The 16584-nt window shown below is 68.3% G+C and carries 16 protein-coding genes; 11 read left to right on the top strand and 5 right to left on the bottom strand.

The window, feature by feature from the left end:
* Positions 1-42 precede the first annotated feature (42 nt).
* Positions 43-2868, top strand: a complete 2826-nt coding sequence (locus EPA99_RS14955; RefSeq protein WP_129472041.1) for a valine--tRNA ligase — start codon at positions 43-45, stop codon at positions 2866-2868.
* 174 nt (positions 2869-3042) lie between these two features.
* Here the strand turns inward: EPA99_RS14955 and rimI are convergent, their stop codons facing one another.
* From rimI to pssA, 3 genes are read right to left on the bottom strand one after another with little or no spacing between them, the layout of a single operon-like run.
* The gene (gene rimI / locus EPA99_RS14950; protein WP_129472040.1) at positions 3043-3498 is read right to left on the bottom strand and encodes a ribosomal protein S18-alanine N-acetyltransferase; all 456 of its coding nucleotides are present in this window, start codon (positions 3496-3498) and stop codon (positions 3043-3045) included.
* 47 nt (positions 3499-3545) lie between these two features.
* Entirely contained in the window at positions 3546-3971 is a 426-nt protein-coding gene (locus EPA99_RS14945; protein ID WP_129472039.1) for an alanine acetyltransferase, read from the bottom strand.
* On the bottom strand, positions 3964-4746 hold the full coding sequence (gene pssA / locus EPA99_RS14940; RefSeq protein ID WP_129472038.1) for a CDP-diacylglycerol--serine O-phosphatidyltransferase: 783 nt from the start codon (positions 4744-4746) through the stop codon (positions 3964-3966). The genes EPA99_RS14945 and pssA overlap by 8 nt, the downstream gene beginning before the upstream one ends.
* A gap of 121 nt (positions 4747-4867) precedes the next feature.
* Between pssA and EPA99_RS14935 the strand changes: the two genes are divergently transcribed.
* The 4 genes from EPA99_RS14935 to EPA99_RS14925 all read left to right on the top strand — a co-directional run bounded on the left by EPA99_RS14935 (position 4868) and on the right by EPA99_RS14925 (position 7831).
* A complete protein-coding gene (locus EPA99_RS14935) occupies positions 4868-5266 on the top strand; it encodes a DUF4124 domain-containing protein (RefSeq protein ID WP_129472037.1) in 399 nt (132 codons plus the stop codon).
* A gap of 3 nt (positions 5267-5269) precedes the next feature.
* Positions 5270-5545, top strand: coding sequence for a DUF4124 domain-containing protein (locus tag EPA99_RS18985; protein WP_241688409.1), 276 nt, complete (start codon positions 5270-5272; stop codon positions 5543-5545).
* Between the two features lie 48 nt (positions 5546-5593).
* On the top strand, positions 5594-7291 hold the full coding sequence (locus EPA99_RS14930; protein ID WP_241688408.1) for a proline--tRNA ligase: 1698 nt from the start codon (positions 5594-5596) through the stop codon (positions 7289-7291).
* A 159-nt stretch (positions 7292-7450) separates the two neighbouring features.
* Positions 7451-7831: an H-NS histone family protein gene (locus tag EPA99_RS14925; RefSeq protein WP_129472036.1), complete on the top strand. Its 381-nt coding sequence runs from the start codon at positions 7451-7453 to the stop codon at positions 7829-7831.
* A 96-nt stretch (positions 7832-7927) separates the two neighbouring features.
* On the opposite strand, the gene EPA99_RS14920 is transcribed toward EPA99_RS14925, so the two are convergent.
* Positions 7928-9193 carry a threonine/serine exporter family protein gene (locus EPA99_RS14920; protein WP_206733776.1) on the bottom strand — a complete coding sequence of 422 codons (1266 nt, stop codon included), beginning with the start codon at positions 9191-9193 and terminating at the stop codon, positions 7928-7930.
* Positions 9194-9242: 49 nt separating this feature from the next.
* Between EPA99_RS14920 and EPA99_RS14915 the strand changes: the two genes are divergently transcribed.
* The 5 genes from EPA99_RS14915 to EPA99_RS14895 are packed head-to-tail and all read left to right on the top strand — an operon-like array spanning position 9243 to position 13666.
* A complete protein-coding gene (locus EPA99_RS14915) occupies positions 9243-10139 on the top strand; it encodes a DMT family transporter (RefSeq protein WP_164978669.1) in 897 nt (298 codons plus the stop codon).
* Positions 10136-11251 carry an ABC transporter permease gene (locus EPA99_RS14910; RefSeq protein ID WP_129472033.1) on the top strand — a complete coding sequence of 372 codons (1116 nt, stop codon included), beginning with the start codon at positions 10136-10138 and terminating at the stop codon, positions 11249-11251. Before EPA99_RS14915 ends, EPA99_RS14910 begins: the two co-directional genes overlap by 4 nt.
* Complete coding sequence (locus EPA99_RS14905; RefSeq protein ID WP_206733775.1) at positions 11245-12063, top strand: ATP-binding cassette domain-containing protein; 819 nt, start codon at positions 11245-11247, stop codon at positions 12061-12063. Before EPA99_RS14910 ends, EPA99_RS14905 begins: the two co-directional genes overlap by 7 nt.
* 2 nt (positions 12064-12065) lie before the next feature.
* A complete protein-coding gene (locus tag EPA99_RS14900; RefSeq protein WP_129472031.1) occupies positions 12066-12992 on the top strand; it encodes an MlaD family protein in 927 nt (308 codons plus the stop codon).
* Positions 12989-13666, top strand: a complete 678-nt coding sequence (locus EPA99_RS14895) for an ABC-type transport auxiliary lipoprotein family protein (RefSeq protein ID WP_129472030.1) — start codon at positions 12989-12991, stop codon at positions 13664-13666. Before EPA99_RS14900 ends, EPA99_RS14895 begins: the two co-directional genes overlap by 4 nt.
* 70 nt (positions 13667-13736) lie before the next feature.
* Here EPA99_RS14895 and EPA99_RS14890 read toward each other — a convergent pair whose 3' ends face one another.
* Positions 13737-14318 carry an alpha-ketoglutarate-dependent dioxygenase AlkB family protein gene (locus tag EPA99_RS14890; RefSeq protein ID WP_129472029.1) on the bottom strand — a complete coding sequence of 194 codons (582 nt, stop codon included), beginning with the start codon at positions 14316-14318 and terminating at the stop codon, positions 13737-13739.
* 213 nt (positions 14319-14531) lie between these two features.
* Here EPA99_RS14890 and EPA99_RS14885 point away from each other — a divergent pair, with 213 nt between their 5' ends.
* A complete protein-coding gene (locus EPA99_RS14885) occupies positions 14532-16583 on the top strand; it encodes a glycoside hydrolase family 99-like domain-containing protein (protein WP_129472028.1) in 2052 nt (683 codons plus the stop codon).
* The last annotated feature ends 1 nt before the right edge of the window (position 16584 follow it).

Raw genomic sequence — 16584 nt, 5'->3', positions numbered from 1 at the left:
CCCCACTCGTTCCTCGTTTCTCTCAACTCGTTCCTAGCCCCTATGTCCCTCGCCTCCAGCTACGATCCCAAATCCTTCGAGTCGCGCCTGTATGCGCACTGGGAACAGCAGGGTTACTTCAAGCCCTCGGGCCAGGGCGAGCCGTATTCGATTCTGTTGCCGCCGCCGAACGTCACCGGCACGCTGCACATGGGCCACGCCTTCCAGCACACGCTGATGGATGCGCTGGTGCGCTACCACCGCATGCGCGGCTACGACACGCTGTGGCAGATGGGCACCGACCATGCCGGCATCGCCACCGAGATGGTGGTCAGCCGCAACCTGGCGCTGGCCGGTGAAGGCCAGACCCGCGATTCGCTGGGCCGGGAGGGTTTCATCGCCAAGGTGTGGGAATGGAAGGCGCAGTCCGGCGACACCATCGAGCGGCAGATGCGCCGCCTGGGCGCCTCGGGCGACTGGTCGCGCAGCAGCTTCACCATGGATCCGCAGCCCTCGGCAGCGGTGACCGAGGTGTTCATCCGCTGGTACGAGCAGGGCCTGATCTATCGCGGCCAGCGCCTGGTCAACTGGGACCCGGTGCTGAAGACGGCCATCTCCGACCTGGAAGTGGAAAACGTCGAGGAAGACGGCTTCCTGTGGTCGATCCGCTATCCGCTGGCCGACGGCGTGACCTACGAACACGTCGAGCACGACGCCGAGGGCAACGAGACCCTGCGCGAGGTGCGCGACTACCTGGTGGTGGCCACCACGCGCCCGGAGACCATGCTGGGCGACACCGCCGCGATGGTGCACCCGGAAGACCCGCGCTACGCCGCGCTGATCGGCAAGTCGGTGGCGCTGCCGCTGAGCGATCGCACGATCCCGGTGATCGCCGACGACTACGTCGACCGCGACTTCGGGACCGGCGTGGTCAAGGTCACGCCCGCGCACGACTTCAACGACTACCAGGTCGGTGTGCGCCACGACCTGCCGATGATCAACCTGTTCACCCCGACCGCCGCGCTCAACGAGTCCGCCCCGGCCAAGTACCGCGGGCTGGACCGCTATGCCGCGCGCCAGGAAGTGCTGGCCGACCTGGAGGCGCTCGGCCTGCTGGTGGAGACCAGGCCGCACAAGCTGCAGGTGCCGCGTGGCGACCGCACCGGCCAGGTGATCGAGCCCTACCTGACCGACCAGTGGTTCGTGAAGATGGACGCGCTGGCCAAGCGCGGGCTGGAGCTGGTGGAATCCGGGCAGGTGAAGTTCGTGCCGCCGAACTGGATCAACACCTATCGCCACTGGATGGAGAACATCCAGGACTGGTGCATCAGCCGCCAGCTGTGGTGGGGCCATCGCATCCCGGCGTGGTTCGATAACACCGGCAACTGCTACGTCGGCCGCGACGAGGCCGAGGCGCGCGCGCGCCACGGCCTGTCCGCGGAGGTCGTGCTGACCCAGGACAGCGACGTGCTGGAAACCTGGTTCTCCTCGCAGCTGTGGCCGTTCTCCACGCTGGGCTGGCCCGACGCACAGGCCATGGCCGAGCGCGGCTTCGACCGCTACCTGCCGTCCTCGGTGCTGGTCACCGGCTTTGACATCATCTTCTTCTGGGTGGCGCGCATGGTCATGGCCACCGACGCCTTCACCGGCAAGGTGCCCTTCCGCGACGTCTACATGACCGGCCTGATCCGCGACGCGCAGGGCCAGAAGATGTCCAAATCCAAGGGCAACGTGCTGGACCCGCTGGACATCATCGATGGCATCGCCCTGGAAGACCTGGTCGGCAAGCGTACCCATGGCCTGATGCAGCCCAAGCTGGCCGAGAAGATCGAGCGCGCCACGCGCAAGGAGTTCCCCGACGGCATCGCCGCCCACGGCGCAGATGCGCTGCGTTTCACCATCGCCGCGCTGGCCACGCACGGCCGCGACATCAAGTTCGACATGTCCCGCGCCGAGGGCTACAAGAACTTCTGCAACAAGCTGTGGAACGCCACCCGCTTCGTGCTGATGAACACCGAAGGGGCCAGCTTCACCGGCGCACCGACACCGGCGACCGATGCGGAGAAGTGGATCCTGGCGCGCCTGGCCGCGGTGACCGCGCAGGCGCAGGCGCAGTTTTCCGAGTACCGCTTCGACCTGCTGTCGCAGGCGCTGTACGAGTTCGCCTGGAACGAGTTCTGCGACTGGTTCGTGGAGCTGGCCAAGCCGGCGCTCAATGGCGAGGACGCGGCCGCAGCGGCGAGCACGCGGCACACCCTGCTGTACGTGCTCGAAGCGCTGCTGCGCCTGCTGCACCCGCTGATCCCCTTCGTGACCGAAGAGTTGTGGCTGCAGGTGGCGCCGCGCCTTGGGATCCAGGCGCCGACGATCTCCCTGCAGCACTACCCGGCCGTGGCCGACTTCGCCGCCGACGGCTACGCCACGGCCGAGGCCGATGTCGAATGGTTCCGCGCCATGGTCTCGGCGCTGCGTCGCGTGCGCAGCGAGCTGGGCGTCTCGCCGGCGCGCCAGGTGCAGCTGCTGCTGCAGGGCGGCCGCGAGCAGGACCACGCACGGGTGACCCGCTTCGAGGCACCGCTGCGCTTCCTGCTCAAGCTGGAGGCGGTGCGCTGGCTGGCCGCCGATGAAGCCTCGCCCGCCGCCGCGGCTGCCGTGGTCGGCGAGCTCAAGCTGCTGGTGCCGCTGGAAGGCCTGGTGGACCTGGACGCCGAGCGCACGCGCCTGGACAAGGAAATCGCCAAGGTCGCGAGCGAGCGCGAGAAGAGCCAAGCCAAGCTGGCCAAGTTCAGCGACAAGGTGCCCCCGGCCGTGGTCGAGCAGGAACGCGCGCGCCTGGCCGACTGGAGCACGCAGCTGGATGCCCTGCAGGCGCAGCGGGGGAAGCTGTAGGAGTGAGTGAAGAAGCGAGGAGTGAGGAGTGAGGAAGGGCGGCGGCTCAGGCTCGGGCGGAGTTCTGCCCTGCTTCCATTCCCCCTCGCTGGATGCGCTGCGGGGAAGCGCTAGGAGTGAGTGGTGAAGCGAGGAGTGAGGAGTGAGGAGTGAGGCCCTACCACTCACTCCTCGCTAAAGCGCCGGCATGCGCGTCACCTCATCGCCTACCAGCTCGATCGCCATGACGATGGCGTCCTCGCGGCCGTCGAAGGACGGGTAATAGCGCGGCCGGCGGCCGATCTCGTTAAAGCCTTCGCTGTGATACAGCGCGATGGCATGCGGGTTGGAGGGACGCACCTCGAGGAACACGCGCTCGGCCTTGCGCTCGCGCGCCAGTTGCACCAGCGCCCGCAGCAGCTGCCGGCCCCAGCCGCGGCCCTGACGCTCCGGCGCTACGCAGACATTGAGCACATGCGCCTCGCCCGCGGCCAGGCTGATCACGCCGTAGCCCACCGGCAACCCGTGTTCGACCAGCAGCCAGGCCGGGTAGCCGGCGGCCAGGCAGTCGCGGAAGATGCCGCGCGTCCAGGGAAATGGATAGGCGCGCAGTTCGATGCCCATGACCGCGTCCAGGTCGGCCTCGCGCATCGGCCGCAGCGTCGGAGTTCCGCGTTCCGGCTCGCTGGGCCGCGCGCTCACGGCTGGGCTTGCCTGCGCAGCGCGCGCAGGCGCGGCCACAGGGCACGCTTGGCGGCCGGGTTACCCCGCAGCTCGGAGGCCGCAGGCCAGGAGGCGATCAGCTCGGCCGCGCCGGGCGCATTGGGATTGCAGCCGGAGGCGCGAATCAGCGCGAAGTGCAGCCGGTCGGGCATGCGCGCGCCCGCACGCCGCGGTGCCGCGGCACGCGGCGCGGCCTCGACAGGCATCGGCGCAGCGGGCGCGGCCGGTGCCCGGCGCACGGGTGCGGCGGGCTCCCGCGCAGGTCGCGCCTGGGCCTGCTCCGGCACCTGCCGCGGTGCGGCTACCGGCTCGGGCAGGGCGCCGTGCACCCACACTGTGTGGCCCAGCGCTTCCAGCCAGCCGTGCTGCTCACTGGACCAGAGCGCGGAGGACTCACTCATGGGCAACCGGCGTCCGCTTGTTGCGGTTGATCAGCCACATCACCGGGCCGGACAGCGCATACAGCACGCCGACCACCAGCAGGGTCCGCGGCAGGTCGATGACCAGGATCGCGATGACCAGCGGGATCAGCCACAGCGCCCAGAACGGGATGCGGTCCGAGCGCGCCCCGCCCTTGCCGCTGCCCTTGAAGCTCCAGAAGCGGATACGGCTGACCATCAGCAGCGCCGAGACCAGGGTCACCGCCAGCGCCACGTACCGCAGCTCCTCCCCGCCCGGGCCGAGGTCGCCATCGGCGAAGGCCCACACGAAGGCCATCATCAGCCCGGCCGCGGCCGGGCTGGCCAGGCCGATGAACCAGCGCTTGTCGACCACCCCGACCTGGGTGTTGAAGCGGGCCAGGCGCAGCGCGGCGCAGGCCAGGTAGAGGAAGGCCATCGCCCAGCCCACGCGCCCCATCACGCTGCTGTCCAGCCGCAGCGAGGCCAGCGACCAGTGGTACATCACCAGCGCCGGGGCCATGCCGAAGCTGACCAGATCGGCCAGCGAGTCGTACTGCACCCCAAACTCGCTGCTGGTCCCGGTCAGGCGCGCCACGCGCCCGTCCACGCCATCCATCAGTCCTGCGACGAACACCGCCATTGCGGCGTGCACGAAGTCACCATTGGCCGCGGAAATGATCGCGTAGAAGCCAGCGAACAGCCCGGCGGTGGTGAACAGGTTGGGCAGCAGGTAGATCGTGCGCGAGCGCGGCGGTGACGGCGGGGTCGGTTCCATCGCGCGAGTTTAGCGTAGCGGCCGCCGGCATTCCCGGCCAGGCGGCGCGCGCCCGCTTGCCAGCCCGCCAGCGGGGTGCTGCAATCGCCTCCTTCACGCCGCCTCGAACCTCGGAGTGCCCATGCGCCGTTTCCAGACCCCGAGCTGCCTGCTCATCCTGGCCCTGGCCGCCCCGCTGGCCTCGGCACAGAGCCTGTACCAGTGGAAGGACGCCAACGGCGTGAGCCACTACTCGGACACCCCGCCAGCCGGCCGCGAGCTGCAGGGCAGCCGGATCGATGCGCGCGACACCCAGCCGCGCGGCAGCGCCGCGCAGGCGGCCAAGGCCGAGCCGGACAGCCCGCAGTGCGCGCAGGCCAAGCTCAACCAGGCCACGCTGCGCAACAGCGCGCCGGTGCGCCAGCTGGGTGCGGACGGCAAACCGGGCAAGGAGCTGAGCGCGGAAGAGCGCGCCGGCCAGCTGGCCCTGGCCGAGGCCGCCGCCAAGGCCTACTGCAAGCCCGCCGCCAGCGCGTCCTGAGTCGTGCGCCTGGCCTGGGCGATCCTCGGCGGGCTGGCCCTGGGCGGCGGCGCGGCCTGGTGGCTGGCCCGGCAGGACGCTCCCGCGCCGGTCCCGGATGCGCACGCAACGCGCGAAGGGCGGATCCAGGTCGAGGACCGCCAGCCGGGGCTGTACCGCTGGCGCGACGAGGACGGCATTTTGCATATCACCGAAACCCCGCCCCGGGGCCGTCCCTATGAGCGGCTCTCGCGCGAGGGCCAGGCCGGCATCCAGGTGCAGGGCCAGCGCGCCGAGTAAGTCCCGCGCGCGTGGCAAACTACCGGTTTTCCCGCCCGGTCTTTGCAGATGCGTCTGTCGCAGTTCCACCTCCGCACCACCAAGGAAACCCCCGCCGATGCCGAGCTGATCAGCCACAAGCTGATGCTGCGCACCGGCATGATCCGCAAGCTCGCCTCGGGCCTGTACACCTGGTCGCCGCTGGGGCTGCGCGTGCTGCGCAAGGTGGAAGCCATCGTGCGCGAGGAGATGAACCAGGCCGGCGCGGTGGAAGTGCTGATGCCCACCATCCAGCCGCGGGAGCTGTGGGAGGAAACCGGGCGCTGGGAGAAGTTCGGCCCGCAGCTGCTCAAGGTGACCGACCGCAAGGAACAGGCCTTCTGCTACTCGCCCACCGCCGAGGAGGTCATCACCGACTTCGCGCGCAACGAGCTGTCCAGCTACAAGCAGCTGCCGGTGAACTTCTACCAGATCAATACCAAGTTCCGCGACGAAATCCGCCCGCGCTTCGGGGTGATGCGCGCGCGCGAGTTCCTGATGAAGGATGCCTATTCCTTCCACCTCAGCGATGAGGACCTGGTCCGCGAATACCGCAACATGCACGCGACCTACACCCGCATCTTCACCCGCCTGGGGCTGGAGTTCCGCGCGGTGCTGGCCGATTCGGGCGCCATCGGCGGCGACGCCTCGCAGGAGTTCCACGTGCTGGCCAAGTCCGGCGAGGATGCCCTGGCCTTTTCCACCGGCTCGGATTACGCGGCCAACGTCGAGGCCGCCATCGCCGCCGACCCCGCCCCGCGCGCGGCGGCCAGCGAAGAACTGCGCCGGATCGAGACACCGACCCAGAAGACCTGCGAAGCAGTCGCAGCGCTGATGGGCATCGCGCTACAGCGCACGGTCAAATCCCTGGCCATCACCACCGCCGATGGGCAGTTCGTGCTGGCGCTGGTGCGCGGGGATCACGAGGTCAACGAGATCAAACTGGGCAAGGTCGCTGGCATGGCCGATTACCGCATGGCCAGCGAGGCGGACATCCTGGCCCACCTCGGCAGCACGCCTGGGTTTCTCGGCCCGCTGGGCGCCAAACAGCCGATTCGTGTCATCGCCGACCGCGATGTCGCGGCCATGGCCGATTTCGTGGTCGGTGCCAACGAGGCGGGTTTCCACCTGGCCGGCGTCAACTGGGGCCGCGATCTGCCCGAGCCGGAGACCATTGCCGATATCCGCAACGTGGTCGAAGGCGAAAAGGCCGCCGACGGTGGCGAGATTCGGCTGGCGCGCGGGATCGAGGTCGGCCATATCTTCCAGCTGGGTCGCAAATATGCCGATGCCATGCAGGCCACGGTGCTGGATGAAACCGGCAAGGCCGCGGTGATGGCCATGGGCTGCTATGGCATCGGCGTGTCGCGCATCGTGGCCGCGGCGATCGAACAGAATCACGACGGCAACGGGATTATCTGGCCGCAGCCGATGGCGCCCTGGTCGGTGGCCGTATGTATGATCAATCCGAAACAGGACGCTGCCGTCAGCCAGGCCGCCGAGCAGCTGGCCCAGCAGTTGCGCCAGGCCGGACACGACGTGGTCCTGGACGACCGCGGCCTGCGCCCGGGCGCGATGTTTGCCGACATCGAACTGATCGGCATCCCGCACCGCGTGGTGGTCTCCGAGCGCGGCCTGTCCGCCGGCACCTTCGAATACCGGGCGCGCACGGCCAGCGAAGCGGAGAATCTCGAACTGGCGGCGCTGCTGGAACGTCTTTCCGGCTGACAGGCGCGCGGCGGAGTTTCACCTCCCGCTTTCACATGAAACGGACAAAATCCACCCCGCCATTACGGCGGGGTTTTTCTTATCCAGTTAAATGCACTAACATCCGCCGCTCGGCCACGGATGGGCGGTGTTTTCCCATCCCTTTCACCGGAGCATTCGATGTCGATTGATTTGAGCGGCCTTTCGGCCAAAGCGCTGGCAAGCCTGATCGCCAAGGCCCAGCAGCAGCAGACCAAGCTGACCACCCGCGCGCCGATCGCCAAGGTGCGCAGCAAGATCGTCAAGTACGCCAAGTCCGAAGGTTATTCGATCGATGAGCTGTTCGGCGCCGGCGAAGCCCCCAAGGCCCCGCGTGGCCGCAAGGCGGCCGCGAAGAAGTCGCCGATGGCCGGTCGCAAGCTGGGTAAGGTCGCCCCGAAGTACCGCAACCCGTCCAATCCCAAGGAAACCTGGACCGGTCGCGGCAAGCAGCCGCGCTGGCTGGCCGCCCACGTGGCCTCGGGCAAGCAGCCGGAAGATTTCCTGATCAAGAAGAAGTAAACCGCGCGATCGCTCGCCAGTATTTACCAAAAACAACGCCGGCATCGCCGGCGTTTTTCTTTGCTTGGATACTCTCGCGATTTGCAGGCGGCAGGGTCAGAGATTCTTGCGCGAGGCCACGACCAGATTGCCGAACATCAGTCCTGCGATCAGCGCCATCAGGATCTTCATCACCACCAGCCCTGCAGACTCATCAGCCGCCCCGCCGGCGCCCTGGACCAGATTCATCAGCCCACGCAGGCTGGCGCTGCCGGGCACCAGCATGATGATGCCCGGCACGCGGATGATCGCCCCGGGCCGATTGGCCACCCGCGCAAACAAATTGCCGCAGGCGGTCATGGTCAATGCCGACAGGAACAGCCCCACCGGCGCGCCCCAGGCCAGCCCGCCGAACCGCGAGATCAGATAGCCCGCCGCGGCGGCGGCCATGACCCAGGGATAATCGCGACGGCCGGCCTTGAACAGCACGGCGAAGGCATAGGCCGCGCAGAGGATGGCGATCCACTCGACCCATTCCGACTGCGGCCGCGCGGCGCGGATGGCCGGCTCGATGCCGACCAGGTCCGCCAGCGTCACCGCGATCATGCTGCCCACGGTCAGCTTGATCACCGTGGCGATCGCACCGGCGAAGCGTGCCGTGCCCGAGACCCACTGCTGGTTGGTCAGCTCGTTGATGGCGTTGGTCAGCGTCATGCCAGGCAGCAGCACCACCAGCGAGGAGATGATCACCGTATTGAGATTGAGCGGGCCGACCAGGCTGGCCACGCCGATGGCCACCAGGCCGGCCACCATGGCGGCGATGGCATCGCCCGCCTCGCGCAGGTTCGGCCGCCCCTCGCTGCGCTGGGTCAGCATGCCGATCAGCAACCCGATGACGCCTGCGGTGCCGATGTCCAGCCAGGGCAGGCGCCACAGCCCGGCCACGCTGGCCGCGGCCAGGCCATAGGCCAGCACCCGAATTACGTGCGAGCGCCGCGAATCCAACCGGTCCAGCGCGCGCAGCGAGGTATGCCCCTGGGCGATGCTCATCTGGCCGGCGGCCACCTGCTCGGCGATGCGGTCGGCCTCGCTGAGCTTGTACAGGTCGGTTTCCCCCGGGGCCAGCCGGATCACCCGCGTGGTGTCGCTGGCGCCGAGGGGCTTGGCCGGGTCGTTGAAGCTGAGGATCAGCCCGGTGGGATTGGACCAGGGCTCGCAGTCCAGGCCGAGCTGGCTGGACAAGGCCAGGATGGCCGCCTCCAGGCGCTGGGCCGTGGTGCCATAGCGATGCAGGCGCGCGGCGATCTCGCACACGAAGGCGATGCGCTGTGCATAGGTGGCCTGAACGGTGGAAGGCAGCATCGGCACAGTGTAGGCGCGCAGGACCATCCCCTACACTGCGCGCCTTTCGCAGGCGACGATGTGGCGCGGCATGCAGGTGGGAATCGGGGAACTCATGGCGCTGGGCAGCGCCGCCACCTGGGCCTTCGGCATCGTGCTGGCGCGCCAGCTCGGTCGCAGCCTGCCGCCGCCGGCACTGAACCTGCTCAAGAACGGGGTGTTCCTGCTGGCCCTGCTGCCGCTCACCCTGTGGCTGCACACCGGTCCCTTGCCACGGTTACCCGTGCGCGAGGTGCTGCTGGTACTGGCCAGCGGCGTGATCGGCATCGCCATCGCCGACACCTTGTACTTCCGCGCGCTCAACGAACTCGGCGCCGGGCGCATGGGCATCGTGGGCAATCTCTACAGCCCGAGCGTGCTGCTGCTGGGCTTCCTGTTCCTGGGCGAGCGTCTTGGCCTGCAGCAATGGCTGGGCTTTGCGCTGGTGCTGGGCGGGGTGGGCCTGATCACCGCCGGCGATGGTGACGGCGCCACGCCGCGACCAGCGCATGCGCTGCGCGGGGTGCTGATCGGCATGGTCGCCGTGGCGCTCATGGCCGGGGCGGTGGTCATGGTCAAGCGCGTGCTGGAGACCCAGCCGCTGCTGTGGGTGAGCACCTTGCGCCTGTCCGGCGCGGTCGGCGGGCTGCTGCTGATGGCGGCCTTGCCGCCGCTGCGCCGCTGGTTCGCCTTCGCCCCGGCGCGCGTGCCCTGGCCGCGGCTGGTGACCGCGGCACTGGCCGGGCAAGGCTTGTCGATGGTGCTGTGGCTGGGTGGCTACAAGTACACCAGCGCCTCGGTGGCGGCCATCCTCAACGAAACCGCCTCGGTGTTCCTGGTGCTGATGGGCGCGCTGTGGCTGGGCGAGCCCCTGAGCCGGCGCACCGTGGCCGGCGTAGCACTGACCTTTGCAGGCATAGCCTGTATGCTCGCCGGGAGCAGCCCATGACGACTGTCCCCTCGCCCCCCAGCTTCCAGATCAGCCCCTCCGACCCGCGCAAGGTTCGGCTCACGGGCCATTGGACGCTGGCCACGGCGTTGGAGGTGGCCGGCCAGCTCAAGCAGCTGCCCGAGGATGCCGACAGCATCGACGCCAGCGCCATCGCGCGGCTGGATTCGGCCGGTGTGCTGCAGCTGCTGCGCTATGCAACGCGCCACGACATCCCCCTGGAAAACCTGAACTTCCGCGAGGATCACCGGGCGTTGGTGTCCACCATCGAGGATGTCGCCGACGACCGCCCCAAGGGCAAGCGCGATTACGGATTCCTCGCCGCCCTGGCCCGCCTGGGCGAGCGGGTGGAGGACGTCGGCCGCGAGATCATGGCGCTGCTGCATTTCACCGGCGAGAACCTGGTCAAGCTGCTGCGCGTGGTGCATGAGCCGCGGCGTCTGCGCGTGACCTCCATGGTCCATCACATGGAGCAGGTCGGCCTGGATGCGATGCCGCTGGTGGCCTTGCTGTCCTATCTGGTGGGCGCGGTGATCGCTTTCCTGGGTTCGACCATCCTGCGCGACTTCGGTGCGGAGATCTTCGTGGTCGAGCTGGTGTCCATCGCCTTCCTGCGCGAGTTCGCCGTGCTGCTGACCGCCATCGTGCTGGCCGGCCGCACCGCCAGCGCCTTCACCGCGCAGATCGGCGCGATGAAGAGCCGCGAGGAGGTCGATGCGATCCGCACGCTGGGGCTGGACCCGATCGACCTGCTGGTCATTCCGCGCCTGCTGGCCCTGCTGGTGATGCTGCCGCTGCTGACCTTCATCGCGATGATGGCCGGCCTGGCTGGCGGCGTGACCGTGGGCGCCTTCGACCTGGATATCCCGCCGCAGATGTACCTGGCACGCATGCAGGACACCTTCGAGCTGCGCCACCTGTTCGTCGGCCTGTCCAAGGCGCCGGTGTTCGCCATGGTGATCGGCCTGATCGGCTGCCTGCAGGGCTTGCGGGTGGAAGGCACGGCGCAGTCGGTGGGCGAGCGCACCACCTCCAGCGTGGTCCAGACCATCGCCCTGGTGATCATCCTTGATGCAATGGCAGCGCTGTGGTTCATGCAGGTGGGCTGGTGAGCGCGCCTGTGGACACCGTGGCGCCCCAGGAAGACGCACCGGTGATCCGCGTCCGCGGGCTGGTCAATCGTTTCGGCGAACAGACCGTGCACGACAACCTGGACCTGGACGTGCGGCGCGGCGAGATCATCGGCATCGTGGGCGGCTCGGGCACCGGCAAGTCGGTGCTGATGCGCACCATCCTGGGCCTGCAGCAGCCGCAGGAAGGCGAGATCGAGGTGCTGGGCATGGACGCGCGCTCGGGGTCGAATGCCGATCGCAAGTACATCCAGCGCAACACCGGCGTGCTGTTCCAGGATGGCGCGCTGTTCTCCTCGCTGAGCGTGGGCGAGAACGTGCAGGTGCCGCTGAAGGAGCACCACGGCGAACTGCCCGAGACCTGGCACTACGAGCTGGCGCTGCTGAAGGTCAAGCTGGCCGGCCTGCCGGCCGATGCCATCAGCAAGCTGCCCTCGCAGCTGTCCGGCGGCATGCGCAAGCGCGCCGGCCTGGCGCGCGCCCTGGCGCTGGACCCGCCGCTGCTGTTCCTGGACGAGCCCACCGCCGGCCTGGACCCGATCGGCGCGGCCGCCTTCGACCGCCTGATCAAGACCCTGCAGGAAGCACTGGGCCTGACGGTCTTCATCATCACCCACGATCTGGACACCCTGTACGCTATCTGCGACCGGGTGGCCGTGCTGGCCGACAAGCAGGTGATCGCGGTGGATACCCTGGCGGCGATCGAACGCAACGAGCACCCCTGGATCCAGGAATACTTCCATGGCCCGCGCGCCCGTGCCGCGCGGCATGAGCGCAACGACGGAGAGCACTGAGCGTGGAAACCCGAGCCAACTACGTGCTGATCGGCGCCTTCACCCTGGTGGTGTCGATCGGCCTGCTGCTGTTCGGCCTGTGGGCCGCCAAATACTCCTCCGAGCGCAGCTGGCAGGAATACCAAGTGGTGTTCCATGAGGCGGTCACCGGCCTGAGCATCGGCAGCCCGGTGCAGTACAACGGCATCGCGGTAGGCTCGATCACCAAGCTGTCGCTGGCGCCGGAAGATCCCAGCCAGGTCATCGCCCGCATCCGCCTGGATTCCAACACTCCGGTCAAGACCGACACCCGCGCCAAGCTGGCCATCACCAGCCTGACCGGCCCGTCCATCATCCAGCTCAGCGGCGGCTCGCCGCAGTCGCAGATGCTGACCAAGGCCGATACCCGCGATGCGCCGGTGATCCAGACCGCGCCCTCGGCGCTGCAGAACATCACCGACACCGCCAACCGCATCGTCGAGCGCCTGGACCAGGTGCTGAGCGACGACAACGTGGCCTCGATCAACGCCACCCTGAAGAACCTGCAGAAGATCAGCGGCGACATCTCCGACCGCGAAGCTGGCGTGCAAGCCCTGCTGGTCTCCGCGCGCGATGCCGCCAACAGCCTCAACAAGACCCTGACCACCGCCGACGGCACGCTCAAGCGCTTCGACGAGAACGTGGTCAAGGAGCTGCCGGCCACACTGGACAAGCTGGATTCGGCCCTGGCCAAGATCGATTCGACCGCCGGCAATGCCGACGCACTGCTTGGCGAGAACCGCCAGGCCATCAACAGCTTCGCCAACGAGGGCCTGGCCCAGCTGGGTCCCACGCTCAACGAGCTACGTGGCCTGATCCGCGACCTGCGCCGCGTCAGCGACCGCCTCGACAGCAATCCCGCGCGCTACCTGCTCGGCCGCGATGCCCCCAAGGAGTTCGAACCGAAATGAAGGCGCCGATCCTCACCCTGACGCTGGCTGCAACCTTGGCGCTGGCTGGATGCTCCTCGCTGGTCGGTGGTGGCGATCGCGAGCCCACCACCATCTACTCGCCCATCGTGCAGGTCACCCCGGATCCGGCCTGGCCGACGATTCCGTGGTCGGTGGTGGTGTCCAAGCCCAGCGCGCCACGCGTGCTGGATAGCTCGCGCATCGCCGTGCGGCCAGTCGAGCACGAACTGCAGGTCTACCACGGCGCGGCCTGGGCGCAGAGCGCCACGGACATGCTGCAGGATGCGGTGGTGCGCACGCTGGAGGATTCGGGCAAGACCGGCGGCACCGGCACCACCGAGTCGGGCATCCGCGGCACCTACAAGCTGGTGCTGGAAGTGCGCCGCTTCGAGGCGGACTACGCCGGCGCCGCGCAGCCGACCGTGCACGTGGTGGTCAACGCCAAGCTGGTGCAGAGCTACGACCAGAGCGTGGCAGCCTCGCGCACCTTCACCTCGGCCCAGCCGGTGGGCAGCACCGAGATCGCCCAGGTCGTGCAGGGCTTCGATCGCGCCCTGACGCAGGTCACCGGCGAGATCGGCGGCTGGACACTGGCCAGCGCACAGGCGCATCCGCCGGCAGAGGCCTCGCGGCCGAAGGCAGCCGCAGTGGGCAAGGCGACGCCCGCGCGTTAGGGCAACTGGAAGCCGAACGCATCTGTGGGAGCGGCTCCCACGGGTCGATCGCTGCGGTGCAGGCCTCCCTTCAGCGCCGCATGACCTGGCGAAAGGTCAGATTGATGCGCTCGCCCACCGGCCTGGCCGTCCGCGGCAGCGCATGCTGCCACTCGAACTGCGAACGGCCGCGCATCACCAGCAGGCTACCCGGCTCCAGCAGGAAGGCCTGCTTGACCGCATGATCGTCCCGTCGCCGCAGGACGAACCGCCGCGTCGCCCCCAGGCTGACCGACGCGATCACCGGCTCGGGTCCAAGCTCGGGCTCATCATCGCTGTGCCAGCCCATGGCATCGCGCCCGTCGCGGTAGCGGTTGGCCAGGACGCTGTTGAACGGTACGCCCAATTCCTGCTGCAGACGCTGACGCATCTCCGCCAGCACCGGCAGCCAGGGGTGCGGGGCGAAATCGGCGCCCGAGTACCGATATGTCGCCTGCGGATCGCCGATCCAGCAGCTCAGGCGCGGCGAATCCACCCACTTGCCGAACATGCGGATGCGGTGGGTTTCCCAGGGGATGTCGGCCATGAGCGCGGCGAACACCGCATCGCCTTGAGCTGGCAGCAGCCATGGATGGACCAAGGCGACGTCCGCCGCCGGGGATGGATTGACCATGGTCCTCACGCTAGCACCTTACACGCGCCCAGGCCTGCCGCATGGGCGAGAACGCATGCTTCGCCCGCTCTCGCATCGTGTCGTTCCATGCGTCCTGAAGGGCCACGGTATCCTGTCGGCCGCGCCATGGCCAACGAGCAAGGGCTTGCACGTTCATGGCGCACTGGACGGCGGCGCTGGCCTTCGTCCTTCTCCCGAACCTGCGAGTACCCGATGAAGTCGTTGACCCAGTCCGTGCAAAGAATGCTCTACATCGCCTTGCGCGCGGGCTTTCGACTCGTCCCCCTCTCCGACAGCGCGCGCGATCGCTGGCGGGTGCGATTCTTGCGCCGTCATGCCGACTGGGCCCCGCCGCCGCCGAAGGGCCGGCGGGGCGCCGCCGCGCCCCGTCGTCCAATGATCCGCAGCGACCTGCCGGCGATCGGATTCAGACCGCATCAGGCGCAACCACCCCTGCCGCCTGGATCGGCCAGGCTGGTGGCCTTCTATCTGCCCCAGTTCCATCCTTTCGAGGAGAACGACCGCTGGTGGGGAAAAGGCTTCACCGAATGGCGCAACGTCACCCGTGCACTGCCGCAGTTCGAAGGTCATGTCCAGCCCCGCTTGCCCGCGGATCTTGGCTTCTACGATCTGCGCCAGATCGAGACCATGCGCGCGCAGGCGACACTGGCCGCTGAGAACGGCATCGGTGCCTTCTGCTTCTATTTCTACTGGTTCGCCGGCAAGACCTTGATGGAGCAGCCCCTGCAGCAGTGGCTGGCCGACGAGGCGATCGCATTGCCCTTCTGCCTGTGCTGGGCCAACGAGAACTGGAGCCGGCGCTGGGATGGCCGCGACCAGGACGTGCTCATCGCACAGCAGCACAGCGCCGAGGACGACCTTGCCTTCATCGCGCACATCGCGCCCTACCTGCGCGACCGCCGCTACCTGCGGGTCGAAGGCCGGCCGATGTTGGTGGTCTACCGTCCGCACCTGATGCCCGATGCGGCCGCCACCGCCGCCCGCTGGCGCCAGTGGTGTCGCGAGCACGATCTCGGTGAGATCCACCTGGCCTATGTCCAGGGATTCGAACGGCCCGATCCGCGCGATATCGGCTTCGATGCCGCGGTCGAGTTCCCCCCCAACATGGCCAGCGCGCCCTCCATCTCGGCGAAGCAACGCCTCATCAATCCCGATTACGCCGGTGCCGTGCTGGACTGGCGCGTGCTTGCCAATGACATGTCACAGCGCCCTCTGCCGGAGTATCGCCTGTATCCGGGCGTCAACCCTGGCTGGGACAACGAGGCGCGGCGCTCCGGAAAAGGTCAGGTGCTGTTGCACGCCTCCCCGCGCGGCTACGGCGACTGGCTTCGCCGCACCATCCACGAGCGCCTGGCGCAGGTGGACAGCGAGCATCGCCTGGTCTTCATCAACGCATGGAACGAGTGGGCCGAAGGTGCCGTGCTGGAGCCTGACCTGCGCCTGGGCCATGCCTGGCTGCAGCAAACCCGGCGCGCACATGCACCCGCAGCGCCGGTCGGCGTGAGCGCGGCGATCGTGCTCCACGCCTGGTATCTCGACGCGCTACCGGAGATCGCCGCACGTTTGTCGAATTGGGAGCCGACCACGCGCCCACGCATCGTCGTCACCACGACGTCTGAACTTTCCGAACGCGTGCGAACGGTCATGCAGGCCCATGCCCTGGACGCCGAAGTCCGCTGCTACGAGAACCATGGGCGCGATGTCCTGCCATTCCTGCATGAGGCCGACCGGCTCTGCGACGAAGGCGTCGAGCTCGTGCTGAAGCTTCATACCAAGCAATCCGTGCATCGCGACGACGGGATGCACTGGGCCAGGGAGCTGCTGGACAGCCTGCTACCGCAGGCGCCGATGCAGTGCATCGCGCGGTTCCGCGATGCGCCAGCACTGGGCATGCTGGCGCCTGCGGGTCATTTGCTGTCTGTGGAACAGTACGTGGGCGACAATGCCGAAAGCCTGGACTTCCTGAGCGCGCGCCTGGGCGTGGAAACCCGCGGCGCACACCTGCACTTTGCGTCGGGCACGATGTTCTGGGCGCGGATGGCGGCGCTGCGCCCGGCGCTGGACGCGCACCTTTCGCCGGAGGACTTCGAGCGCGAACAAGGCCAGATCGATGGCACGCTTGCACACGGGTTGGAGCGCGCCTTTGGCGCCGCCGTCGCGCACGCTGGGTATCGAATCGAGGAGATCGGGCACGCCGTGCGCGAGCCGGGCGCGGACTATCGCTACGCCCGCCCCAGCCAATGAC

This window comes from Pseudoxanthomonas composti, assembly GCF_004122095.1.
In the GTDB taxonomy this organism is placed as follows: Bacteria; Pseudomonadota; Gammaproteobacteria; order Xanthomonadales; family Xanthomonadaceae; genus Pseudoxanthomonas_A; species Pseudoxanthomonas_A composti.
This window is presented reverse-complemented; position numbering and strand designations above follow the sequence as displayed.